General features: G+C 60.8%; 22 protein-coding genes. 11 read left to right on the forward strand and 11 right to left on the reverse strand.

The window, feature by feature from the left end; all coding sequences use genetic code 11:
• Window positions 1–33: 33 nt before the first annotated feature.
• From FH08_RS0102195 to FH08_RS0102205, 3 genes are read right to left on the reverse strand one after another with little or no spacing between them, the layout of a single operon-like run.
• Window positions 34–1,542 carry a glycerol-3-phosphate dehydrogenase gene (locus FH08_RS0102195; protein WP_031356741.1) on the reverse strand — a complete coding sequence of 503 codons (1,509 nt, stop codon included), beginning with the start codon at window positions 1,540–1,542 and terminating at the stop codon, window positions 34–36.
• Window positions 1,539–3,182 carry an FGGY-family carbohydrate kinase gene (locus FH08_RS0102200; RefSeq protein ID WP_081889331.1) on the reverse strand — a complete coding sequence of 548 codons (1,644 nt, stop codon included), beginning with the start codon at window positions 3,180–3,182 and terminating at the stop codon, window positions 1,539–1,541. The genes FH08_RS0102195 and FH08_RS0102200 overlap by 4 nt, the downstream gene beginning before the upstream one ends.
• Window positions 3,182–4,159: a sugar-binding transcriptional regulator gene (locus tag FH08_RS0102205; protein WP_031356743.1), complete on the reverse strand. Its 978-nt coding sequence runs from the start codon at window positions 4,157–4,159 to the stop codon at window positions 3,182–3,184. Before FH08_RS0102205 ends, FH08_RS0102200 begins: the two co-directional genes overlap by 1 nt.
• A gap of 250 nt (window positions 4,160–4,409) precedes the next feature.
• Between FH08_RS0102205 and FH08_RS0102210 the strand changes: the two genes are divergently transcribed.
• Complete coding sequence (locus tag FH08_RS0102210; RefSeq protein WP_031356744.1) at window positions 4,410–5,093, forward strand: class I SAM-dependent methyltransferase; 684 nt, start codon at window positions 4,410–4,412, stop codon at window positions 5,091–5,093.
• 17 nt (window positions 5,094–5,110) lie between these two features.
• Here FH08_RS0102210 and FH08_RS0102215 read toward each other — a convergent pair whose 3' ends face one another.
• Both FH08_RS0102215 and FH08_RS0102220 read right to left on the reverse strand, forming a co-directional pair.
• Complete coding sequence (locus tag FH08_RS0102215; RefSeq protein WP_081889332.1) at window positions 5,111–5,800, reverse strand: PepSY-associated TM helix domain-containing protein; 690 nt, start codon at window positions 5,798–5,800, stop codon at window positions 5,111–5,113.
• A gap of 37 nt (window positions 5,801–5,837) precedes the next feature.
• Entirely contained in the window at window positions 5,838–7,919 is a 2,082-nt protein-coding gene (locus tag FH08_RS0102220; protein ID WP_063771159.1) for a TonB-dependent siderophore receptor, read from the reverse strand.
• Between the two features lie 472 nt (window positions 7,920–8,391).
• On the opposite strand from FH08_RS0102220, the gene FH08_RS0102225 reads away from it, so the two are divergent.
• A complete protein-coding gene (locus FH08_RS0102225; RefSeq protein ID WP_031356747.1) occupies window positions 8,392–8,991 on the forward strand; it encodes a LysE family translocator in 600 nt (199 codons plus the stop codon).
• A 45-nt stretch (window positions 8,992–9,036) separates the two neighbouring features.
• Here FH08_RS0102225 and FH08_RS0102230 read toward each other — a convergent pair whose 3' ends face one another.
• Window positions 9,037–10,701 (reverse strand): alpha-amylase family protein, encoded by a 1,665-nt coding sequence (locus tag FH08_RS0102230; protein WP_031356748.1) that lies wholly within the window; start codon window positions 10,699–10,701, stop codon window positions 9,037–9,039.
• Between the two features lie 49 nt (window positions 10,702–10,750).
• Here FH08_RS0102230 and FH08_RS0102235 point away from each other — a divergent pair, with 49 nt between their 5' ends.
• Entirely contained in the window at window positions 10,751–12,340 is a 1,590-nt protein-coding gene (locus tag FH08_RS0102235; protein WP_031356749.1) for an alpha-amylase family glycosyl hydrolase, read from the forward strand.
• Between the two features lie 151 nt (window positions 12,341–12,491).
• On the opposite strand, the gene FH08_RS0102240 is transcribed toward FH08_RS0102235, so the two are convergent.
• Window positions 12,492–12,800: a putative quinol monooxygenase gene (locus FH08_RS0102240; protein WP_031356750.1), complete on the reverse strand. Its 309-nt coding sequence runs from the start codon at window positions 12,798–12,800 to the stop codon at window positions 12,492–12,494.
• 361 nt (window positions 12,801–13,161) lie between these two features.
• Between FH08_RS0102240 and FH08_RS0102245 the strand changes: the two genes are divergently transcribed.
• The 4 genes from FH08_RS0102245 to FH08_RS0102260 are packed head-to-tail and all read left to right on the forward strand — an operon-like array spanning window position 13,162 to window position 17,536.
• Window positions 13,162–13,896 carry a DUF3348 domain-containing protein gene (locus FH08_RS0102245; RefSeq protein ID WP_031356751.1) on the forward strand — a complete coding sequence of 245 codons (735 nt, stop codon included), beginning with the start codon at window positions 13,162–13,164 and terminating at the stop codon, window positions 13,894–13,896.
• 10 nt (window positions 13,897–13,906) lie between these two features.
• The gene (locus FH08_RS0102250) at window positions 13,907–16,261 is read left to right on the forward strand and encodes a DUF802 domain-containing protein (RefSeq protein ID WP_031356752.1); all 2,355 of its coding nucleotides are present in this window, start codon (window positions 13,907–13,909) and stop codon (window positions 16,259–16,261) included.
• Window positions 16,258–16,905, forward strand: coding sequence for an OmpA family protein (locus FH08_RS0102255; RefSeq protein WP_031356753.1), 648 nt, complete (start codon window positions 16,258–16,260; stop codon window positions 16,903–16,905). Before FH08_RS0102250 ends, FH08_RS0102255 begins: the two co-directional genes overlap by 4 nt.
• The gene (locus FH08_RS0102260; RefSeq protein WP_031356754.1) at window positions 16,898–17,536 is read left to right on the forward strand and encodes a DUF2894 domain-containing protein; all 639 of its coding nucleotides are present in this window, start codon (window positions 16,898–16,900) and stop codon (window positions 17,534–17,536) included. The genes FH08_RS0102255 and FH08_RS0102260 overlap by 8 nt, the downstream gene beginning before the upstream one ends.
• Window positions 17,537–17,583: 47 nt before the next feature.
• Here the strand turns inward: FH08_RS0102260 and FH08_RS0102265 are convergent, their stop codons facing one another.
• Together FH08_RS0102265 and FH08_RS0102270 are read right to left on the reverse strand one after the other, a co-directional pair.
• The gene (locus FH08_RS0102265) at window positions 17,584–18,597 is read right to left on the reverse strand and encodes an SGNH/GDSL hydrolase family protein (protein ID WP_031356755.1); all 1,014 of its coding nucleotides are present in this window, start codon (window positions 18,595–18,597) and stop codon (window positions 17,584–17,586) included.
• 151 nt (window positions 18,598–18,748) lie between these two features.
• On the reverse strand, window positions 18,749–19,315 hold the full coding sequence (locus FH08_RS0102270) for a TetR/AcrR family transcriptional regulator (protein ID WP_031356756.1): 567 nt from the start codon (window positions 19,313–19,315) through the stop codon (window positions 18,749–18,751).
• A 170-nt stretch (window positions 19,316–19,485) separates the two neighbouring features.
• Between FH08_RS0102270 and FH08_RS0102275 the strand changes: the two genes are divergently transcribed.
• Window positions 19,486–20,154 carry a glutathione S-transferase family protein gene (locus tag FH08_RS0102275; RefSeq protein ID WP_031356757.1) on the forward strand — a complete coding sequence of 223 codons (669 nt, stop codon included), beginning with the start codon at window positions 19,486–19,488 and terminating at the stop codon, window positions 20,152–20,154.
• Window positions 20,155–20,192: 38 nt separating this feature from the next.
• Here the strand turns inward: FH08_RS0102275 and FH08_RS0102280 are convergent, their stop codons facing one another.
• Window positions 20,193–20,447, reverse strand: coding sequence for a hypothetical protein (locus FH08_RS0102280; protein ID WP_051887659.1), 255 nt, complete (start codon window positions 20,445–20,447; stop codon window positions 20,193–20,195).
• 285 nt (window positions 20,448–20,732) lie between these two features.
• Here FH08_RS0102280 and FH08_RS0102285 point away from each other — a divergent pair, with 285 nt between their 5' ends.
• The 3 genes from FH08_RS0102285 to FH08_RS0102295 all read left to right on the forward strand — a co-directional run bounded on the left by FH08_RS0102285 (window position 20,733) and on the right by FH08_RS0102295 (window position 22,756).
• A complete protein-coding gene (locus FH08_RS0102285) occupies window positions 20,733–21,248 on the forward strand; it encodes a thiamine pyrophosphate-binding protein (RefSeq protein ID WP_031356759.1) in 516 nt (171 codons plus the stop codon).
• Window positions 21,249–21,268: 20 nt separating this feature from the next.
• Window positions 21,269–21,874, forward strand: coding sequence for a thiamine pyrophosphate-dependent enzyme (locus FH08_RS0102290; RefSeq protein WP_031356760.1), 606 nt, complete (start codon window positions 21,269–21,271; stop codon window positions 21,872–21,874).
• A 117-nt stretch (window positions 21,875–21,991) separates the two neighbouring features.
• Complete coding sequence (locus FH08_RS0102295) at window positions 21,992–22,756, forward strand: helix-turn-helix domain-containing protein (RefSeq protein ID WP_031356761.1); 765 nt, start codon at window positions 21,992–21,994, stop codon at window positions 22,754–22,756.
• A gap of 28 nt (window positions 22,757–22,784) precedes the next feature.
• Here the strand turns inward: FH08_RS0102295 and FH08_RS0102300 are convergent, their stop codons facing one another.
• Window positions 22,785–23,948 carry an NAD(P)/FAD-dependent oxidoreductase gene (locus FH08_RS0102300; RefSeq protein WP_031356762.1) on the reverse strand — a complete coding sequence of 388 codons (1,164 nt, stop codon included), beginning with the start codon at window positions 23,946–23,948 and terminating at the stop codon, window positions 22,785–22,787.
• Window positions 23,949–23,955 lie beyond the last annotated feature (7 nt).

A 23,955-nucleotide genomic window follows, 5' to 3' on the forward strand; every position in this document is an offset into this window, starting at 1 on the left:
GCGTCTCGTGTTATATGTGGTTCAGCCGAAGCGTCAGGCGGTTTTTCTATCGAGGCCGTCGAACCAGGCACCGAACGCCGCCGTTTGCTCAGTACTCATGTGCAGTCCGTGCTTGGTGCGCCGCGTCAGGATGTCCGGCGCCGTCTCGGCCCACTCTTGCGCCATCAAGTAGCGCACTTCGGCCTCGTACAAATTCGGTCCGAACTTGCGGCCGAGATCGGGTACCGAATGGGCCGAGCCGATCACCTGAGCCGTGCGCGCACCATAGGTCCGCGCGTAATGAAGCATCAGATCCCGTGGCAACCAGCCAAACTCGCGTTGCAAACGCGCGATGAATTTCGGCACGTCGGCGTTCTCGATCTCCCCACCGGGCAGCGTTGCTGTCGACGTCCAGTCTTTCCCCATGTCGGGAAAGGTCGGCCGAAGGTGTTGCATCGCGTGCTCGGAGAGCTTGCGAAAAGTCGTGATCTTGCCGCCGAAGACATTGAGCAGAGGCGCGCCGCCATTGGTGTCGAGGTCGAACACATAGTCGCGCGTCACCGCCGACGGATTGCCTGCACCGTCGTCGTAAAGCGGGCGCACACCGGAGAAGGTCTGCACCACGTCCTGGCGTCGCAGCGGCTGCTTGAAGTAACGGTTCACCGCAGCCAGCAGGTAGTCGATTTCCGCTTCGTCGATCGATACGTTTTCAGGCGCGCCGTCCCAGGGGATGTCCGTGGTGCCGATGAGCGCCTTGTCGCCTTCGTACGGGTTAATGAAAATCACCCGCTTGTCGTGGTTCTGCACCAGATAGGAATGCGGGCCGTCCCAGAACTTGGGGGTAACAATGTGGCTGCCCTTGACGAGCCGCACCTTGCGGGTCGAATGACCGCCCGCGCGTTCGATGACGTCGGCCACCCACGGCCCTGCGGCGTTGACCAGCGCCCGCGCAGTGACAACGCGGGTTGCACCGTTGCGCGTGTTGCGCAACTCGATGCGCCACGCATTGCCCTCGCGCCGCGCCGAGACGCATGCGGTGCGCGTAAGCACTTGCGCGCCGAGTTGCGCTGCGTCGACGGCATTGAGCACCACGAGGCGCGCGTCATCGACCCAACAATCGGAATATTCAAAACCCCTGTGGTACTCGTCCTTGATCGGCGCGCCTTCCGGACTGCGCCGCAGATCGAGGGTCCGCGTGCCCGGCAGCTTCTTGCGGCCGCCGAGGTGATCGTATAAAAACAGCCCCAGCCTCACCAGCCACGCCGGGCGATCATCCGGACTGTGAGGAAGCACAAAACGCAGCGGCCAGATGATATGCGGCGCAGCGTTGAGCAGCACTTCGCGCTCGATCAACGCCTCACGCACGAGCCGGAATTCGTAGTACTCAAGATAGCGCAGTCCTCCATGCACCAGCTTGCCCGAGCGCGACGAGGTACCTTGCGCCAGGTCGTCCTTCTCGCACAAAATCACCGACAGCCCGCGTCCCGCAGCATCGCGCGCAATGCCCGCGCCGTTGATGCCACCGCCAATGACGAACAGGTCGACCATCTGGCTGCCGTTCATCTCACCGCCCTCCGTTCGACTGCTTTATTGACCGTGCCAAGGGCTCCGGGATGACTCCTGCCCCTAGCCTGCCGTGCCATTTCATCCCACACGGGTTCCAGAGCGTGTCGCGCCTTCTGGTAGACCGGGAACGCCTGTGCATAGGTTTGCATCCGCTCCGGATCGGGCGTCTCGACCGGTCCCAGCAGCGGAGTAACCCACTCGGCGATGCACGCCTGCATGTCGGGATAAACGCCAAGTGCGACCGCCGCCATCATGGCCGCACCGGCCGCGCCCGCTTCTTCACGCGTGGACGTTCGCACCGGAGCGCCTACCACTGCGCCAAGCACCGCACGCAACGCGCGCGACCGGGTTGCACCGCCTGTCAGGCGGAGCTCTGCCGGCATCGCGCCGCCCATTGCCGCATAGCAATCGCGCGCGGCCATTCCGAGCCCCTCGACCACCGCAAGCAACAAATCCGGGAAACGGCTTTCGCTTGTCAGTCCTGTGAAGTTGGCGCGCGCGTTGGCGTTAACGAATGGACCACGCTCGCCTGCATCGGAGATATAAGGGTGGTAAAGGTGCGCTCCTGGCCGGCCTGCTTGCAGCCATCCATCGATGCGTTTCACCCGATCACTTTGCGAGAGCGGTGTGCCGAATTCCGCGAGCAGGTCGCACGCCAGATTCAAGAGCCAGTCAACGTTCAGCGTCGCCGCCATGTTCGACTGCACCTGCGCCGACATGCCCGGCATTGGCAACGCGATGACGTACCCGGTGCCCTCGGCGTTCAGATATACGTCGGTGTTCTGTACTGCACGCATATGCATGCCCGTCGATCCTATGATCGAGCAGGTGGCGCCCACCGCACCCTCTGTGTGGATGCCGGCGCCCAACGCCGTCAGAACAATATCGACGAATCCCAGGCACACCGGCGTTCCAGCCAAGAGGCCCGTTGCCGCCGAAGCTTCAGGCGACAGCGCATGGGTGGTCTCGGTGCCGTCGACGATCTCGGGCAACAGACCACGCCGCGCCGACAGGCCCAACGTTTCGATCACCGAGTCGTCATAGCGCCGGGTGCGGAAATTGCCATAGGTAAAGCTCGCCTCCGACGGGTCCGTTGCGCGCACCCCGGTGAGGTTGAGATATAGCCAGTCCTTGCAATGCAACGCGACTTCGGAGCGATCGAGCACATCGGGCGTCGTCGCGTCCATGTGCGCGATCTGCGCGCCCTGGCTGCACGCCGCCAGCCCGGTGCCCGTGGCCTCGAAGCGAGCACGGCTTGCCGGGCTTCCTTGTAGCCGTCGCACGGTATCCGCGGCACGCGCGTCCAGCCAAAGCCAGGCGTCGGTCGCGGGCTTATTTCCCGCACCGACCAGCCAGGTTCCATCGCCCTGCCCCGTCACCGCCACCGCCGCGGTGCGTCGCGCCAGGCCATCGACCTTGGCGCCAAGATCACGCAGCGTCTGCGCGCAGTCCGCCCACGTTTGGTCCAGCGACTGAAAGGCCGCGCCATCGGCACTCGTGGTGTAGCGGTTAGGAACCGATGCAACCGCAATCTGCCGCCCTGCCAGGTCGAAGGCAACAGCCTTGATGACCGACGTGCCGGCGTCGATACCGATCAGGAGATCGCGTCCGGCGCTGGCGCTCGGTGAGGGAACCATCACGCGGCCTCCTCGTTGATCGTTCCGCGATTCAACGCGAGCGCCGTGGCTTCATCCGTGATCAATCCGCTGAGGAGCCCGCTGTTCAGAACGGCCCGGATCGCGTCCACCTTTTCAGCGCCCCCGGCGATGGCGACAATGCGCCGCCCGGTCAGATCAGAGAGATTGGGCGCCACCGTGCGCGCAGCCAACGATGTTTCGACGGACTTGCCAGCCTCATCGAAAAAGTGGCCCAGCACTTCCCCTTGGCCGCCCATGTCGCGTACTTCGCGAATTTCTGCCGGCTCGATCATCTGCGATGCAACGAGTTGCGCGTCGGGCTGCGCGGTGCCGATACCGACGATCATCAGGTCCGCATGCGCCGCCAGATCGAACACCTCCCGCACGCCGCGCTGCGACAGCAACACCTCGCGGTCTTCAGCCGTATTGGCGAAAAACGGCAGCGGCAGCACGTAAGACACAGCACCAGTTTTTTCCGCCAGACGGTGAATGACGTCGTACGGATTCGCCGTGTAGTTGCGCGTGACGCCGCCCAGCAGCGACACGAAACGCACCTTGCCGGCATCGATGCGCGGCATGTCGGCCACGACGGCAGCAAGCGTCCGGCCATGCCCCATGCCGATCACGCCGCCTTGACGAGCCGCGATCTCGCGCTGCAGAAAGTGCGCCCCGGCAACGCCGAGCGCACGCAGCGGCAAGCCAACCTCGTGCAGATCCGGAACTACTTCGCAATACGCCAGCCCGTAGCGCTCGGCAAGTTCTGCTTCCAGTACGACGCATTCGGCCACGTCGCCGTCGATCGTGACCTTTACCGCGCCGCTCTGATTAGCGCGCGTGATAAGCCGATGCGCCTTGACGTTGCTTACCCCGAGGCGCAAGGCGACATCGGCCTGCGTCTGCCCTGCCGCGTAATGCAACCACGCCGCCCTGATCGCGAGACTGTCTTCGGCATCACGCCTGTCGGCGGACTTCGTCATGTCTTCTCCACGTGCAAATCGAAAAAATGAATTTTTTTTCGTCTGCTGTAATTTATTTCATCTGTGCCAAGGATAGCAAGCAAATCCCCTGTCGGCATCCGCTAAAACCCTTACTCGCAAGCCGTCATACTTATGAAAGCTTGGTCGCGAGAGTTTGGGTTTGGGGAAGGTTCAGCGATGCTTCCGGCGGCCATTCGCATAGATCAGCCGTATGGGATGATTTGCAATCTGGATAAAGGAAGGACGAGCGATGAACATCGAAGCGTTGAGCGACGGCAAGATAATCGAGGCCTGGAAGCGCAACGCTTCGCCCTGGACGAATGCGGTTCGTGCCGGCGAAATCGAGAGCCGGAGATTGGTGACCGATCGCGCAATCCTGGACGCGGTGCTCGCGTGCAAACCGCAGACGGTCATTGATCTGGGTTGTGGCGAAGGCTGGCTTGCCCTTGCGCTCCAGCAGAATGGGATCGAGGTAACGGCGGTGGATGCGGTGCCGGCATTGGCCCTCGCTGCGAGGCAGGCGGGCGTGGTCGACAGCCGCGTGATGTCTTACGAAGAGATCGCGGAAGGACAGCTAAAACTTAGCGCCGATGTCGTGGTCTGCAACTTCGCGCTACTCGGAAAGGAATCCGTAGACGGCCTGCTGCGGACCGTTCCACAGTTGCTCAAGCCGGATGGCGCCTTGATCGTGCAAACGCTGCATCCGCTTGTTTCATGCGGTGATCTGCCTTACGTCGACGGCTGGCGGCCAGGTTCATGGGCAGGGTTTGGCCCCGCATTCACCGATGCCCCGCCCTGGTACTTCAGGACATTGGGCACGTGGCTCGACCTCATACGGACTAGCGGGCTGACGCTTCGCGCACTGCAAGAGCCCATAGACCCGCGAACTGGCAGGCCGGCATCCGTTGTGTTTCGTGCGCATCGGATTGGATGACCGGCCCCAACTACACACTACGCGGACTGTAACGCCATCACGATCATGGTCACCAGCGACACGACGAAGATCGAAGCGCCGATCGTCTTGCGTCGATTCAGCTCGGTCCAAAGCAGCACGCCGGTAAGCGACAGCAAAATCAGGCTGCCCGCGATCGAATCCGCAAACAGGATCCAGCCGACACCTGCTCCTTCCGAGCGATGCAACCCTTCAAGTGTGCTAATCAAACCCTGATCGCGACGTTCGACGTTGACGAGGTTCCCGCCCTTCCACATATCCGCCGTGACCAGATAGTGCGGCGCTATAAAGCGGATCACCCAGTGCTCGGGCTGGATCACGGACTGGTCGCCCCACGTGACGGGTTTGGCCTTTTCACGCGTCACTCGCTCGGCAGGACGGTCGAGCTTTAATTCGGCCTGCAGAAATTGCGCAAGCTCAGCAGGCGACTTGGGCGGTGGCGTCGGCATGGCGACCTGGATCGCCGATACGCTGGGACCGCCGACCTTGATCTTCATCGTCGCACGATGATTCTGGAGTATCCCTGTCACGCCAAAGAGCAGGCCGAGTACCGCACCCCACAATCCGATCCAGCCGTGAACGCGGCGCAGCCACTTGAGAAAAGTGCTGCGGCGAGAGCGCGATTTCTGCGCGCTGTCCTGGGATGCCGCCGCCGGTTCGGCGTTATTTTTTAGTGTGCTTGCCTGCATGGTTTCGTGTGGGTGTATTGAGGGGAAGCGCGAAGCGCTAGAAATCGAACGTAGAACTAAGCTCGAGCGTGCGGCCGAGGCCAACACCAATCTGATTCGATCCGACGGCACTCCAGTAACGCTTGTTGGTCGCGTTTTCAAGGTTCGCCTGGATCGTCGCCCGCTTGCCGAAGATGCGCGTCGTGTAGCGCAGGCCGGCGGTCAACAACGTGTAGCCGCCTATCGACGCCTGGTCGAGATCGTTCACCGCGCGAGGCCCGATGTAGTACAACCCGCCATTGATCGAGAGCCCGGCCACCGCCGGTATGCGGTAGTCGGCAAACAGGCTCGCGGTGACGTGAGCAGCGTTTTCGGGGGTCTTGCCTACCAGTGTTGGATCGGGCGAGTCGACCTGCGTCGCATCAAGATAGACTGCTGAAGCGATGACCGACAGGTCGCGCGTCAGATCCCCTTGCAGCGAAAATTCGACGCCTCTATACCGTGCATTGCCGTTCATCACGAAGACGTTGTCGGCGTTGGTACCGGTCGATGGCTGACGCAAATTGAACAACGCGACCGACGCGAGCATGTTGTTCGTGATCCGGGTCCGCACGCCGATTTCTTCTTGCTTGCTGACACCAGCAGGCAGGATCTGATTGGCGTTTTCGGCGGTGGCGGGTGCGCTGCCTTCGGACTCCAGCGCTTCGACATAGCTCGCGTAGACGCTGGTGCTTGGCGTCACCCTGAAGCTCAGGCTGGCGGACGGTGTTGTCCTGCTGATGTCGGAGTTGGGTGTTCCCGCTTGCGACGTGATGTATTCGGATTGCCGTAGCCCCGGAATGAATTGCAGCCGTGAGGTCAGGTCGATCCGGTCGAACACATAAGCGCCGCCGTTGCGCACATGCTGCGCGAAGAATTGCTTCGGCGTGCCGCTTGGCGTCAGCGTGGTGATATCGACAGGGTTGTAAAGGTTTTGCGGCGCAGTGAAGGTGTACGACGTGAAGTTCGGCTGATACATCCAGTCTTGCGAGACGCCCATCGTCAGGTCATGAGCGATCGAGCCGGTCTTGAACACGCCGTTCGTCTCGAGGCGGACCGTCTCGTTCTGGTATCGCTGACCGAATTGCTGGGTGGCCTGCACGGTGCCGGCGCCCGTTGTCACATTGTATTTCTGGAAGACCCAGTTCCAGCGGTCGCGCCGCGTGATCGACTCGCCCGCTGCAAGGTTCACGCTCCAGTTGTCCGATAAAGCGTAGTTGGCGCGGAACAGGTTCGTGTCTGCGCTTGAACGCGTCGGATAGCCGGCGCCTGACAACAATTTGTTTGGATCAGGAATGCCGGGCAGGGAAATGACGCCCTGTTTGTTCGCCGCGAGCGGCACGATGCCCGCTTGCTCGACAATGCTGGTCTCGATGTGTTCAAGATCGTACTGGAGCGTCAAGCGGCTGTTCACACGCCAGTCGAGCGCCGCACTGATGAACTTTCGATAACCGTGATCGCCCTCGATCGGCGCCTCGACATGCTCGTCCATCGCGTTGACGCGCACGCCGAACTGATCGTCCGTGCCGAAGCGCCGGGCGATGTCGACGTGCGTGCCGTACGACCCTCGCGAATCACCGAGCAGCGAGACACTCGTAACCGGCTCGGTGCCGGCGTGCTTGGTGACCATGTTCACGATGCCGGCCGGTGCGGCAAATCCGTAGTAGAGCGCGGACGCCGCTTTCAGGACTTCGACGCGCTCCTTGTCTTCCATCGGCATCCAGATGTTGTTGTCGATCGGCAGGATCCCGTTGAAGTAGAAGCTCGCGCGGTTGTCGAGCGGGATGCCGCGAATAGACAGATTATCGTAAGCAAGACCGCTGAGCTGCTGGCGAGTAACGCCGGCCACATTGCGCAGCGCATCGTAAAGGCCGGTGTCTCCCTGAGCATCCATCACGCTGCGCGTCACTACATTTACGGTAGCGGGCACGTCAAGCACATCCATTCCACGATACGGACCCGTTTCAACCGATGCAGGCGCAAAGCCCTGTGCCCGCTGACTTGTAACCGTTACCGCGGGAAGCTGCTGGGCGCCCGATTCATCGGTTGTGGGAACTGCTGTGCTGCTGGTTGTATCGGCCATCGCCGGCCGTGCTGCCATTCCGATCAAGCCTGCTGCCACCAAAGCGCTGACGAGCGGCGCCCTTTTATTGAGCGGCAACCGTCTACCCGCCCTTTTTCCGCGACACATCGTTAAAACCCCCGAATGAACGTGTGAGCGCGATCCCGCAGGCCAGCCGTTTAAGCTGGATCGAGGGATGCGCACTCCCGTTCATTTATTCAACAAATAAGAATGATTCGTGTTTATATTATTATTTATGTAAAAAATCAAGTGACACTTTCGCGTCGAGTGCTGCGGGCGTAGTGTTCGGGCCTCGCGGCGGGTCAGGATTATCAATAGGAATGCTGATCGTCTTGCTTACGCATGACAATTTGAAAGAACCCGCTCACGCTCACGGCTCACTGCGACCGTTCGACATTGCGGTCCGAATCGCCGACAATCGCACCTGGCGTGCTTCCTCACGACCGAAACCGCAGCAAGACTGTCCGCACACCTATAACAACCGCCATCCATGCTTTCAACTTCTAGCGCCACGCTGATGACGTTAGGCACCGCTATCGTGCTTGTCATGCCGGGTCCGACCAACACGTTGCTCGCCACCGCCGGTCTAAGATGCGGTTTAAGGCGCTCTGCCCATCTGACTGCCGCCGAGTTCGCCGGCTACCTCGTGTCGATTTCAGGCTGGGGATATTTCCTGTCACATGCGGCGACCTCGCTCACCTGGCTACCGACGCTATTGCGTATTGCGAGCGGCCTTTATCTTGCCTACCTCTCGGTTCGCATGTGGCAAACAGCGAACTCGTTGCCTTCATCGGCGCAAGGGACGATCGGCCTGCGTGTGTTGTTTACCGCGACATTGCTCAACCCGAAAGCCATCCTGTTCGGCGGCACGATTTTCCCCGTGGTTGCGTTCGAGAGTTTCGGCGCTTATCTTGAAGCCATGGCAATCTTCACGGCCCTGCTAGTTCCAATCGGGCTGGCATGGATCGCATTTGGCGCAGAACTCGGCAGCGGCCGCTTGATGCGGGTCAGTCCGGTGCACATGCAGCGTTGTGCATCGATTGTCCTGGCGGCCTTTTCCTTATCTCTTGCGTGGGCAGCCTTGCATTAGCCTCTGCCGACACACCACCCGCGTTTCACGAACGCACCAAGCACATTACACTTCGCTGCGCTTGAGCAAGTAATCGAGCCCACCCACGCGATACCACCGGTAGCCATAAGGCTCGAGAACGACGCTATGGCGGCCATCGGCGCCCACTTGGCTGTGGTCGTCGGACAGCAGGTTGACGAGCATGTCGTCGCCGGGATTCGTACAGCCCGACCTGAACTTCACCGTGCACGCCTCAGCGCTGAAGTTATGCAGGCACAAGACCGAATTGTTGCGCCAGTCGTAGCGCAGGGCGAGGACATCGTTGCGAGAAACGCGTAAGACCGCGAAGTCGCCCCAACTGATCTCAGGCACCTCCCGACGCATGCGAATCAGGCGTTCCGTCCAGTTCAGGAACGAATTGGGGTCGCGCCGCTGGTCGGCCACATTGACCCGTTCGTAACCGTACGGACCACCCGAAATGACTCGCGCGACAGGCCGCGGATGCTTGGTAAAACCTCCATGCGGCTCGCTGGACCACTGCATCGGCGTACGCGCGCATTCACGTTCTGGCAGACGCAGATCGTCACCCATGCCGATTTCATCGCCGTATCGGAAGACTGGAGTTCCCGGCAGCGTCAACATCAAGCTGTAAGCCAGTTCAAGACGACGCCGGTCGCCGGAGAGCATCGGCGCAATCCTTCTGCGGATGCCCCTTTCGTATAGCTGCATGTCCGGATCCGGCCCGAAGGCCGCAAAGACCGTGGCACGTTGCTCAGGCGTCAGGCGGCCGAGATCCAGTTCATCGTGGTTGCGCAGGAACACGCCCCATTGCGCCGTCGCCGGCCGCGGTCGGGTCGCGAGCAGCGCCTTCTTCAGCGGCGCCGTATCCGCGCTAGCCAGCGTGTAGAACGTATTCTGGTTGACCTGGAAATTGAACATCATCTGGAGACGCTCGCCGTCGTCGCCGAAATAATCCAGGTCGGTATCGGGCAGGACATTCGCCTCCGCGAGGATGATCGCGTCGCCCTTGCGCCACTGCAGGAACTCCCGGAAGGTACGCAGCATGTCGTACTGCTCGACCGGCTTCGTGACCTTGGCGCCCTTTGTCGATATCACGAAGGGCACGGCGTCCATCCGGAAACCCGACACGCCAAGTTGAATCCAGAAGCCCATCACTTTCAGGATCTCCGCCTGCACATGCGGGTTGGCGGTATTCAAGTCCGGCTGGAAGTCATAGAAACGATGGAAGTACCAAAGCGCTGCTTGCTTGTCGTAAGTCCACGTCGACTTCTGAACGCCCGGGAACACGATTCCGTCCCGGGCATTGCGCGGTTTCTTGTCGGCCCACACATACCAGTCGCGATATTTCGAGTCAGGATCGCTACGTGCTTCGCGGAACCATGCGTGCTGATCGGACGTGTGGTTGACCACGAGATCGATCATGACGCGCAGGCCGCGCTGATGGCAGGCATGCGCAAACTCGGCGAAATCGCCTAGCGTGCCGTAGCGGGGATCGACGTTGTAGTAGTCAGAGATGTCATAGCCGGCATCAAGGCCGGGCGACGGCTGGAACGGCATCAGCCAGATAGTGGTAATGCCGAGGCCTTGCAGATAATCAAGGCGGCGGATAAGGCCCTGGAAGTCGCCGACGCCATCGCCGTTTGCGTCCATGAACGTGCCTACCGAGAGGCAATAGACGACTGCATTCTTGTACCAGAGGTCGTTTAGCATTTAAACCTGCTCGTTGGGTCCAACCTGTGCAGTCATTCGAGGAACGAAAATGTCAGACTTGGCGTGGTGGCAGCGAGGCGTGATTTACCAGGTCTATCCGCGATCTTTCCAGGACGAAAACGGCGACGGCATTGGCGATCTTGCGGGCATCACGGCGCGTCTGGACTACCTCCGCGCGCTTGGCGCAGACGCTGTATGGATCTCGCCTGTGTACCCATCGCCCATGGCCGACTTCGGCTACGACGTCGCCGACTATTGCGCCATCGCGCCGGTGTTCGGGACGCTTGGCGACTTCGACCGGCTCGTGGCACATGCGCACGAACTGGGCCTGAAGGTGCTGCTCGATTTTGTCCCCAATCATTCCTCCGACCAGCATCCGTGGTTCACGGAGAGCCGCTCATCACGCGATAACCCGAAGCGCGACTGGTATTTGTGGCGGGATCCCGCTCCCGATGGCGGGCCTCCGAACAACTGGCTGAGCCGCATGGGTGGTTCGGCGTGGGAATGGGACGCCCTCACGGGCCAATACTACTATCACGCGTTCCTGCGCGAACAGCCCGATCTCAACTGGCGCAACGCCGAGGTACGCACGGCAATGGACGGCGTCTTGCGTTTCTGGCTGGATCGGGGCGTCGATGGCTTTCGTGTGGATGTACTGTGGTTGCTCATCAAGGACGCGCTCTTCCGCGACAATCCACCGAACCCGCAGTTCAAGGCCGGTGAACCGGATCATCATCGGCAGTTGCAGACCTATACGGAAGATCAGCCTGAAGTCCATGACATTGTCCGGTCGATGCGCGCGACGCTCGACGAATACGGCGAGCGCGTGCTGATCGGCGAGATTTATTTGCCCGTGCATCAACTCGTCAGCTATTACGGACCGAATGGTAACGGCGCAAACATGCCGTTCAACTTTCAACTGATCAGCGCGCCCTGGAACGCGGCGGAGATTGCGCGGATCGTGTCCGAATACGACGATGCGCTTCCGTTGCATGCATGGCCGAACTGGGTGCTCGGCAATCACGACAACCCGCGTGTTGCGTCACGCATCGGCGCGGGCCAGGCGCGAGTCGCCGCGATGTTGCTGCTCACCCTGCGCGGCACGCCCACGCTCTATTACGGCGATGAAATCGGCATGGTTGACGGCGTGATTCCGCCCGATCGCGTGCAGGATCCTGCAGAGTTACGACAACCTGGCATTGGTCAGGGCCGCGACCCGGAACGAACGCCCATGCAATGGGATGGATCGCCGAACGCCGGCTTTTCAAGCGGTGTGCCTTGGTTGCCAATAAGCGGTGGCGATGGCGTCAATGTCATTGATGAGGATCGCGAAGCATCGTCTATGCTGACGTTTTATCGACGCTTGCTTGCGTTGCGCAGAAGCGAACCGGCGTTGGTGGAAGGAACGATCGAACGGGTTGCTTCCAGCGGGAGCGTATTGACCTATGAACGCCGGCTGAACGGGGACCGGTTTTTCATCGCGTTGAACATGGCAGGAGCGGATGCGCCGGTGCAAGTACCTCCGGGAATCGTGGTGTTATCGACCACGGAAGATCGTGAGGGTAAGCGAGTCGCAGGACCCGGCTTAGTGCTCGCCGGCAATGAGGGCATCGTCATTCGCGCTCCGGAACCGGGTTAGCAGGTGCCTGAATATGTCCTGAGAATTGTGGCGTTCGCTATGCCGCTGTGACGCCGGGCGGGTTTCGCACGGCGCACCGGGTCAGACCTTCAAGTTCTCGACGGCCATCCATGCTGCGTTCAGCGCGGGCAAGTCAAGGGCAGCCTGCGTCTCACAAGGCTTCCAGCACATTGATGACACGACTGGCGAGCAAGGGCTTGGTAGCACGCCCATATTCGGCCATATGCGCAGAGGCGCCATGTGCCTTCAACGCCTCGGCGCTTTCCCAGCGTTCAATTACTGCAAACGTGTCATTACCGAGCGGTGTCTGAATCGCCCCGAAATCCGGTACGTCGATTACCGCTTCGTAGCTGATGCATCCAACTTCGGCCAGCACCGCTGGACGGTTCTTGCTGAATAGTTCCAGCACGGCGTCGCGTGAACCGGGCAGCGCGGTGATCGTGGCAATGACGTGAATCATCCGGACATTCTCCTTTCGTGTTGGGCAGGGCTTGCCGTTCATAATCATAGCCGCGTCCGGAAACGTATGCTGCCAGCGGCCTCTGTTGTATCGCAGCCAGGTCTATGTCTTGAAGGTGTGTCCCCGCGATAGTTCTCTTCATTCCGAAGTCCGCTTTTGTTCTCTGGCGAACTCGGTGAAAACGTTGTAGCGCCCCATTACCGACTACACCTGTGGCTAAGGCCGAGCCCGACGTTCCAGCATCGTTAGTGGCATGTCGAACGCCCTCAAATTCCTACTCGCGCGCCATACTGATCAACACGTGGGCAGCTGCGATCGCGTCCGCGTGTAAACTAGCGGACTTTTTGACACTGGTGGTAAGGTGCAAGCCCCTCAGCGCACAGCTTTCAGCGGTCCGACACTTATTCGCTTACTGGCTCGTCTGGCGGATGTCGAAGTTACCGAATCCAGACAGCCGCTCTCTGACAGGCTGAGCCAATGGCTGCACTGGACAGACGCCATCGCGCTGTCCACGGCGCTTAGCGGCAATGTGCCTGCCGTCCCTCCCGGCGCGCGAGCCCCCGGCAGTGCGGAGGAGACCGAGTGTGCCCGCGTGCGCGGCACGTTGGTGAATGCCATCGCCGGCGGTGCGCCCGCCGCCAAGCGGCACGGAGCCGCGAAAACATCCGCTCATGGAGCGCCCATGGACGCTGCCGTCGACTACGCGGCTTTTCGTCAGATCTATCTGTCGATGCAGCAGACGATGGAGACGGGCATCGGCAACCTGCGTGGCCGCCTGCGGACAAAGCTTTCCGCCGGGACACCCGGCATGAACCGGCTGGCGGAGGTCGATGCCGTCATGGAGCGCGCGCTAGGCGCGCGCGAGCGGAGTCTGCTGGCCACCGTACCCGGGTTGCTCGGCGGGCACTTCGAGCGCTTGCGTAAAGCCGAGCGGGAGACGCTGGCCGACGCCCAGGCGCCGGAGGACGCCCCGGTGGGTAAGCCGGGCGCGTGGCTGAACGTGTTCCGCAAGGATATGCAGAGCGTGTTGCTGGCCGAACTGGATCTTCGTTTTCAACCGGTCGAAGGGTTGCTCGCGGCCCTTCGCACCCGCTAACTGGGACGCTATGTCCAGATATTTGAATCTTGTCGTTTTTTTGGTAGGTCTGGCCGCTGTGTGCTGGATCGGCGCGGGCTACGTCGGCTCGAACACGCTGGCGCTGGCCGTCACTATGTTGGTGGCGGCCTGCTATCTGGCGGGCGCGCTCGAGTTGCAACGCTACAGCCAGGCCACTTCAACCTTGGCGCGTGCCGTCACGGACCTGTCCGGACCTCCGCCCAGCCTTGCCGCGTGGCTTGACCGGTTGCATCCCAGCTTGCGCAACCCGGTGCGCCTGCGCATCGAGGGCGAACGTGTGGCCTTGCCCGGACCGGCGCTTGCGCCCTATCTGGTCGGCTTGCTCGTGTTGCTGGGCATGCTCGGCACGCTCCTGGGCATGGTCGCGACCCTGAGAGGGACAGGCATGGCGCTGGAAAGCGCGACGGACCTGCAGGCTATCCGCGATTCGCTGGCCGCACCGGTCAAGGGCTTGGGCTTTGCGTTCGGCACTTCGATTGCAGGCGTGGCCACCTCCGCCATGCTCGGGTTGCTTTCCGCGCTGTGCCGGCGCGAGCGAATCGAGGCCGGGCAGATGCTCGACGTGAAGATCGCGACCACATTACGCATCTATTCGCAGACTCATCAGCGCGAGGAAACCTTCAAGCTCCTGCAGCGCCAGGCCGACGGGATGCCTGAGCTGGTCAATCGTCTACAGATGATGATGGCGGCCATCGAGCAACAGAACCTCGCCGTGAACGCGCGGCAGATCGCCAGTCAGGAGGCCTTCCACGACAAGGCCGAGGCCACCTACGCCCGGCTCGCTTCATCGGTGGAGCGATCGTTGAAGGAGAGCGTCGCCGACAGCACCCGTGCCGCCGGCGCCGCGCTGCAGCCGGTCATGGAAGCTACGATGGCAGGCCTTGCCCGCGAGACGGCTTCGTTGCACGCCACCGTCACTCACGCCGTGCAGCAGCAACTGGACGGATTGTCGAGCGGCTTCGAGGCCAGCACCGCGACCGTCGCCGGTATCTGGAATCAGGCGCTAGAAGGACACCAACGCTCGAGCGAGGCGCTGGTCCAACAGCTTGGCACCTCGCTGGATCGATTCACCGAAACCTTCGAGCAACGTTCTGCCGGCCTGCTTGCAGGCGTGGCCTCGCGCCTGGACGCTACGGCAGGCAGTGTGTCCGCAGCGTGGAACGAAGCGCTGTCACGGCAAGAACGCGCGGGCGAGACGCTGGCGGCTCACAACCAGCAGGCCTTGGCCGAGGCCGCCGCGACCTTCGAGCAGCATTCAGCTTCGCTGCTGCGCACCGTGGGCCAGTCGCAGGCGGACTTGCAGGGCGAATTGGCATCGAGGGACGAGCAACGGCTTGCGGTCTGGACCGAGACGCTTGGTTCGATGGCCGCTACGTTGAGCCGCGAGTGGGAACAGGCGGGCACGCGCACAGCGAGCCGGCAGCAGGAAATGTGCGACACGCTGGCGCAAACTGCACGCGATATATCGGTCCAGACGCAGGCGCACGCCACCAACACGATCGCCGAAATCGACCGGCTGGTACAAGCTGCGTCGGAAGCGCCCAAGGCCGCGGCGAACCTGCAGGCGGAATTGGCATCGCGCGATCAGCAGCGGCTGGCGGCGTGGACCGAGACGCTTGGTTCAATGGCCGCTACGCTGAGCCGCGAGTGGGAACAGGTTGGTACGCGTACCGCGAGCCGGCAGCAGGAAATCTGCGACACGCTGGAGCGGACCGCGCACGAGATATCGGCCCAGACGCAGGCACACGCCAGCAACACGATCGCTGAGATCTCCGGGCTCGTGCAGGCGGCATCGGAGGCCCCCAAGGCTGCGGCCGAAGTCGTTGCCGAACTGCGCCAGAAGCTCTCCGACAGCATGGTCCGCGACACCGCGATGCTGGAGGAGCGCAGCCGTCTGCTGGCCACGCTTGAAACCCTGCTCGATGCGGTGAACCATGCATCCACCGAGCAGCGCACAGCCGTTGACGCGCTGGTCGCGACGTCGGCAGGTCTGCTGGAGCGTGTGGGCACCCAGTTCGCCGATAAGGTCGAAGCTGAAACCGGCAAGCTCGGCGCCGTAGCCGCGCAGGTCACCGGCAGCGCGGTCGAGGTCGCGAGCCTGGGTGAAGCATTCGGCATGGCCGTACAGGTGTTCGGCGATTCGAACGACAAGCTGGTGACGCATCTCCAGCGGATTGAAACCGCGCTGGACAAATCGCTCGCACGCAGCGACGAACAGCTTGCCTATTACGTGGCGCAGGCTCGGGAAGTCATCGACTTGAGCATGATGTCGCAGAAGCAGATTGTTGAAGACCTGCAACAGCTCGCCGGACGGCGTGCGTCCGCCGGAGCCGAAGCTGCATGAGCGAGGATATCGACGGCGGCGTGGAGACGGCCGCGCCTGTATGGCCTGCGTTCGCCGACTTGATGTCGGTGCTGCTGGGCGCCTTCATGCTGATCATGATCGGCGTCATCGGCGTGCAGCTCGAGCTGTCTTCCAAGCTCGAACAAGAGGTCAAGCAGCGGCAGATGGAAACGCAGCGCCGCAAGACGCTGGAGCAGGCGCTGGCCGGGCCGCTGGCTGCTGGCCGGGTGACGCTGGTCAACGGACGTATTGGCATCAACGGCAGCGTGTTGTTCGCGCTCAACTCCGATCAATTGCAGCCCGAAGGCCGGGAAGTATTGAAGAGCCTCGCCGGGCCGCTAAAAGTTTATCTCCAAGCCAACGAGCAGATCCTGATGGTGAGCGGCTTTACCGATGACCGGCAGTTGCGAGAGGGCAACCGTCGCTTTGCCGACAACTGGGAGCTGTCGGCCCAGCGCGCGTTGACGGTAACCCGCGCGTTGATCGACGCGGGCGTCCCCTCCTCCTCGGTATTCGCAGCCGCGTTCGGCTCACAGCAGCCCGTGAGCTCGAATACCGACAACGAGGGGCGGGCGAAGAATCGACGAGTGGAAATAGCGCCGGTCCCAAGGCCGTCGAGCGCAACGGTGAAGCCCGGTGAATAGCGACGCTGGTGGTGTAACGAACAGTGTTCGCTCGACGCTCGATGCATGGCGCGAGCGCGGCGCCGATCGGCTGGATCCTGTCCGGTTTTATTTTATGGAAGCGCTGGATCGGCGAGCGGCCAGCCATAGCGGCGAGGCGCGACGCATCCTGGATGACAGGCTGGCCAAACTGCTTCAGGCGTATGCCGACGATCTCGAGAATGCTCCGTCCCAAACTGCCAGTGCTGGTGAGTCCGCTCGGGGTGCGCTCGCCGGGCTGACCGAGTACATGCGCAGCCGTGCGCCGGCGGATGGTGACGAGGGTCACGCCCTGCCCCGCCCCGCGTCCTATCCAGAATTGGAAGTGCTCGATTACTTCCGGAAAACCTGGACCAGGGTCAGCGCCGAAAAACAATTTCGACAGTCGCTGGCGCAAGTGCCCGGGAATGCCGGTCCGCTCAATTCGAGCAGCCTTGTGCATCGGTCGCTCTCGCTGATGCGCGAGTTGTCGCCGGGGTATCTGGAGCAGTTCTTGTCGTACATCGACGCCTTGTCGTGGATGGAGCAGATGAACGGCGGCGGCGCCTTGCCGGATAAAGACGCGTCTCGCTCCGGCAACCCTCGGAAAAGTACGCGCGGCAAAGCACGCTAGCGAGGCACCGGTCGTCAACGATGCTCACCCAGCGTCAATCTCCCAGCCTAATGACCAAGACCGCTCGCCGCAACCTGCTGCTCCACGTACTGCGCGAACAGCGAATGCAGACGCGTCGTCGGATGAATATCGTCGGCGAATATGTATGTCTGATCGGCATTGGCCGTCGCATAGGTGGCAGGCGAGCAGAGCAATGACGTGTCATCAGGCGTTTTCGAAGGGTCGCAGGCGGTAGCGGTGTTCGACACGACAAAACCATTCGCCTGAAAGTTCGCGATGATCTGATCCGCCCATGTGTAAGCATCGATCTGGATCACCTTGCCTTGCAGGCCATCGGCTTGCAGGGCAGCGTTCAAGTCATTGTTGAACAGTTGTGACAACTGGGTCAGGTTTGCCCCGCCGTCGGCCGATGTAATGCCTTTGGGCGTCAGTCCGATATTCGGGACATTCACCACCACGACATGAGTGGCGCCCCCCTGCACGATCTGTCCGACAACTTGAGCCAGGGTGCTTGCCGCCGTCTGCACGATCGGCGCCGCGGCCGGTAGCGATCCGGCGCGGAGCACGTCGTTCGCGCCAGCCCAGACGAGCACCAGTTGACCGGAGTTAAAGCTGCCGTGAGCGGCCAGATAGCTCGACACCTGCTGATTGACGGGCATTTCTATATTGCCGATCACGTCAGTCAGAAAGTCATACAGGTTTGCCGGCGTGGCCACGGTCGCACCGCCCTGCGCATAGCCTAGACCGCCTTGCGCCTTCAACTCGTGAGTGATGTCGATCGTAAAGGCAGCGGTGAGCACGTCACCGTAGTACTGCGCAACATCCTGAGTCCACACCTGCCCTGGATTGGTCGTGAAACGCCCGCCGCCGACCGCGCTGGCGAGCGGCGCGTACGTCCCGACGTCCGACAGACTGTCGCCGAAGGAGACGACTTGCAGATCGATGCCGCCGGGCGGTGAAGGCGCGCCGCTCGAACCGCTGCCGCCCCCGCCACATGAGCTAAGCAGCGAAACCACTACGGCAAGAATTGCAGCGCGTACCCGGTCATTGCTTCCTGGCATAGATCCTCCCCTGCTGGTTGGCCGGGCAGCGGCCCTTGTGCGTTGGGCTTGTCGTCAGCCTGTGTATCGCTCTCGCGTTACACACCTTCGCTTAAGCAAAAAGCATGCGCTGTCGTCCGGAAGCCCCCGATCCACTAACCCTTCCGCGCTTTCACGGAATCAGCCCGGCCGCCCGGTATGCCGTAATCGCGCGGTCGAACATGGCGATGTCGCCCCGCCCTCTGGCCACGAGTTGAGCCCCTCCAATGGCGGCGTAGATCGCCAGCGCCTGGTGTTGAATTGCATCTTTGCCTGTCTTGGCTTTTCGAAGTGAGAGCACTTCAGTCAACCATTTGACGTTGACGTCGGCGAATCGGTCCACCTCTGTTCGCACTTCATCGGGCAAGTCGTCGTATTCGGCGGACATCAGTCCTACAAGGCACATCCGATTGTCATTGAGCAACGCAGCACGAAAGATCGCCGCGTAACCCGTCATGCATTTGTGAGCGTCTTTGGACGTAGCCAGCAATTTTTCAAGCGCCACGCTGCCGTCGTCTGTGTAGCGTTGCGCCAGGGCGGCGCCAAGGTCGCCTTTCGTCGGAAAGTGATGGTGGATGCTCGCGCTGGACACACCCACCTCTTTTCCAATTTCACGAAAACTTAGCGCGTTGTAGCCGTGCGCCTGCACCATGAGCCGCGCCACGCTCATGATTCGTTCCTTGGTGTCTGGGGTGGTCATCAGGAGTCTTCGCCGGAGAAGGAGATAAGTTGCCGCGAGTATATCTCTATCGATAGATAAGCACAATTGTTCGGCTTTCCTATCGATAGATAGTTGTTGACAGCGTGACCTCCGCGTTTCATGCTTCGTTCCGCGCCTTACCTATCGATAGATAACACGGAGAATTGATCATGAAAATTTACGACATCCCTGGCTTCCCGAATCCGGCCCGCATTCGTATCGTCCTCGCCGAGAAGGGACTGGATTCCGAAATCGAATTCGTCAAAGTGGATCTGTTTGCGGCCGAGCACAAGCAAAGCGCGTTTCTCGCCATCAATCCGACGGGGACGGTGCCCGTTCTCGAACTCGACGATGGCACGTTCATCTCGGAAGGCGTTGCGATTACGGAATATCTCGACAACCTGGATGGGAACCCCACGCTCACCGGCAAGACTCCGAAGGAAAAAGCGGTCATTCACATGATGCAGAAACGGGCCGACGATCAACTCATTGATGCCGTCGGCATCTATTTTCACCATGCAACGCCTGGACTGGGTGCACGCCTGGAAGCCTACAAGAGCCCCGAATGGGCGCACAGGAAGGAATGGGGTGAGCGCCACCTTGAGAAGTTCGTGCGCGGCATGAAGTACTTCGACGGGGTCCTTAAAGCGCACCCCTACGTGGCTGGCGATGATTTCTCAATGGCCGATATCACGGTCTATGCCGCGCTGATGCACGCCGGCGCCGCAGGCATTGCGATTCCAGACGATTGTTCGGCGTTGTCCGCGTGGCAGGCGAAGATATCGGAGCGGCCGAGCGTGAAGAATCGAAGCGGACAGGTGATGGAACTGCCCGGCTGATACAAGCAGTGCGAAGGCCGTTTGCTGCGGCCCATGGCTCAGGCCGCCCGTTTGCTCCGCGGCGGCCCCGTCAGCGCATCCACGTTAGCCTTCGCGATCCGGATGGCTTTGTCGAAGCTGCTATCGGTAGCCACGTGCCTGTTATTCACGCTTACGAGCCAACGGTCCCCGCTGCAGCACCAGCGGATCCTCCGCTCCTCGAGGAGCGGTGCGAACCACCGCCAGATGGCGGCGTCGTCGGCGTTGGCGGCCAGGGCCGCTGCCACCCTGACCTGGCTCATATCAATCTCCATCGTCCCTTCTCCAATCCGTTTGCACGCCAGTCTGCTTATCTAAATCATTCATTGGAATTCGGCATTGTGGAACGCGGCATTCCGGTTGCCCGAAGGCGGATGCGAGCACGCCGGCTAATTCTCAAACCCCGTTAACCCCAGCCTAATCGCCCCTTCCGCAACCAGTAATTGAGCAAAGACTTTGGCTGTTGCACGCTGTCACTTATCGAAGCACGGCAATGCATCAGCTTTGCTTCACGCGACGGCTATCCGTTTTCATCAACTTATCGACTCCAACTCGTCACCATGTCAGCCAACTGGCCGGAAACTATCTTCGAGCACTTCAAAGCCGCTGACGTGCGGCAAGTGGCCTATGTGCCGGATGCGGGGCACAAACTTCTTATCGAACGCTGCGAGGCGGATGCCGACATTCACGCTGTTTCCCTGACCACCGAAGAAGAAGGCGTGGCCATGATGGGCGGCGCATGGGTCGGCGGCCAGCGCGGTGTACTGCTCCTGCAGTCGAGCGGCGTGGGCAACTGCATCAACATGCTCTCGCTACAGCACGAATGCCGCATGCCGATCGTGATGCTGGTCACCATGCGCGGAGAGTGGGGCGAATTCAATCCCTGGCAGGTTGCCATGGGCAAATCCACGCAGACGGCCCTTGAATCAGCGGGCGTCTACGTCTACCGCGCCGATGATCCCGACGACGTCGCCGAGACCGTGCGCGCCGCGTTGAATTTCGGCTACAACACGTCCCGCATGGTTGCTGTCCTCATCGGACAGCGTGTCATCGGCACCAAGAACTTCCAGAAGTGATGTCATCAGTGAGGTCAACCATGACACAGCAGACGAAACCCTTGAACCGCCGGCTGGCGGTGAAGCGGATTCTCCGCGATCGACAGCAGGATGTGCTGGCTGTGACCAGCCTTGGCAATCCGACCTTCGACGTGGCAGCCGCCGGCGACACGCCACAGAACTTCTATCTTTGGGGGGCAATGGGTGGAGCCGTCACCTTCGGCCTGGGCGTGGCACTGGCCCAACCAGCGAAGGGCGTGATCGTATTCGTGGGCGATGGTGAAATGATGATGGGCCTGGGGTCGCTCGCGACAGTGGGAGTCGATCGACCCGCCAATCTGTCGATCGTCGTAATCGACAACGAACACTACGCAGAGACAGGCATGCAATTGGCGCACGCAGGCCGTGGGGTGGACATCACGGCCATTGCACGCGCCGCAGGATTCGAAAAGGCAACGACGATCCGTGCTGAGAACGAACTCGAGGAGTACGTCGACGTCATTCTCAAAGCTACGGGTCCGGTGCTTGCCACCGTGAAGGTCGGCACCGATCCCGAGCCGACCGCCCTTCCCCCCCGAGATGGTCCGTATCTACGCAGCCGTTTCCGCGAAGCGCTATTGGGCGCCAAGGCCCACGCAAGTCAGTAGGCTAGCATTGGAGATCCTCTGCAAGAGTGTGTTGAAGGGGGCAAGCATTCTTCGATCTCGCCCCCTTTTTTAGCCTCTGTACAATCGGGATTAATTGTAACTTCACAATGATCCCCCATGCCCGCCAAGGCCTATTCCGATATGTTGGTGGAGGTCTTTCGTCAGTTGGACCGCCAGCCTGAGATGCTTGAGCGCGTCTTCGACTGCTTTCCGGATGTGCTGTACTACATCAAGGATGCGCAGGCGCGTTATCTTTCCGTCAATCAAACCCTCATCACCCGAAGCGGATTGTCACGCGACGATGTGATCGGAAAGACCGCCGACCAGCTATTCCCGGTTACCGGTGCAAGTACCAACGCGCAGGACTTGAACATTATCGAAACGCGCTCTCCCATCGTCGATCGGCTGCGCCTCTACTCCGCAGGAATGGGGCATCGATACTGGTGCCTGAGCTCCAAGTTTCCGGTACTCAACGAAGATGGAATGGCGATCGGATTGATCGGTATATCGCGCGATCTGCCGCGGCCTGACGAACGTCACCACGGCTACCGGCGTTTGCTCGAGTATCTGGATTATCTGGAACAGAACCTTGGACAGAACATCCTGGTCACTGAAGCGGCGCAGCGCGCCTCCATATCTGTCGACACCCTGGAACGTCTGACCCGTGAAGTGTTTCATCTCACGCCCAAACAGTTGCTGATGAAAATGCGGATCGATCACGCGTGCAAGCTGTTGGAAACGACTGATAACACTATCACGGAAATCGCGACGGATTGTGGTTACGCCGATCACAGCGCGTTCACGCGTCAATTCAAATCTGCCACGCACCTCACGCCCCGGCAATATAGAAACGCGCGAGGGCGTGGCCTGAACCCTCACTGATAAAACGGCCGGTCGTGGGCGTCAGTAGTTAGTAAACACCCTCTTCGATCACCAGTTGGCCCGACGTAAGCCGCGCCGGCGAGAGAGGCGAGAGGTCCAGCGTTTTGAAATCGCCGAAGCTCAACAACTCGGCAACGGCCCGCCCCACACCCGGACTGTGCATCATGCCGTGGCCGCTGAAACCCGCCGCCACGAACGAGTTCTCCGGCCCCGACTGACCGACGATACCGTTCTGGTCGAGAATGTTGTATTCATAGTAGCCGGCCCACGCGTGTTCCACGCGCAGCGCTTCAAACGCGGGGATCCGCTCTGCTAAGGCCGGCCAGATTACCTCGTCAAATTCGGAAAACTGCACGTCAAGGGGCGGGTAATCCAGATCAAGCTCCGCGGAGGGCGAGACGATACACAGGAAATGGTTCTGTTCACGGCGCAAGTACACGCCGGAGGTATCAATCAGGATCGGCATATCCGGAATCGACGTAGGGCATGACACGACGAACGCTGAACGTCGTCGCGGCCGAACCGGCAAATCGACACCCACGCTTTTCGCGAGATCTGCGCACCACGCTCCGCTGGCATTGACAAACTTGTTCCCAGCGATTTCCCGCCCATCCTTCAGTTCCACATGAGTGATCAAGTTTGCGCGCATACGGTAAGCCGCCGCTTCACCCGTGACGAAGTGGACGCCCGCTTCGCGCGCACGATTCCTAAACCATTGCATGACGCTGTAACCATCGAACCAGCCCTCACCGGCAAGACCTTCGACAGCGTAAGTCAGATCGCTTACGTTCATCCATGGATAACGCCGCTGCAGCTCTTCAACGGAATGTTCCCGCAATTCGACACCTAACGATCTGGCAAGTGTGCTTCGTCGACGTAGAACCTCCTCTTGTTCAGCATTCCCAACAAATAGATATCCGCAATCCACCAGATCGACGCCGCTACCGTATCGCGTCTTTTCTCGCTCGCAAGCGGAGAAGAACTCATAACCGAACTGCGATAGCTGAATGCAGATGGGTGTCGAAAACTGCTGGCGGATCGAACTGGCCGAAAGCGATGACGACGCGATCCTGTACGTCGGATCTTTTTCAATGACCCAGATCTCACGCTTGGCAGATTCCTGGAGACTCAGGAAATAGGCGATGGAACAGCCAATCGCGCCTCCGCCCGTGATGACAATTCGTTCGCTCATGCTTTAC

This window comes from Caballeronia sordidicola, assembly GCF_000729995.1.
Classification (GTDB): Bacteria; Pseudomonadota; Gammaproteobacteria; order Burkholderiales; family Burkholderiaceae; genus Caballeronia; species Caballeronia sordidicola_A.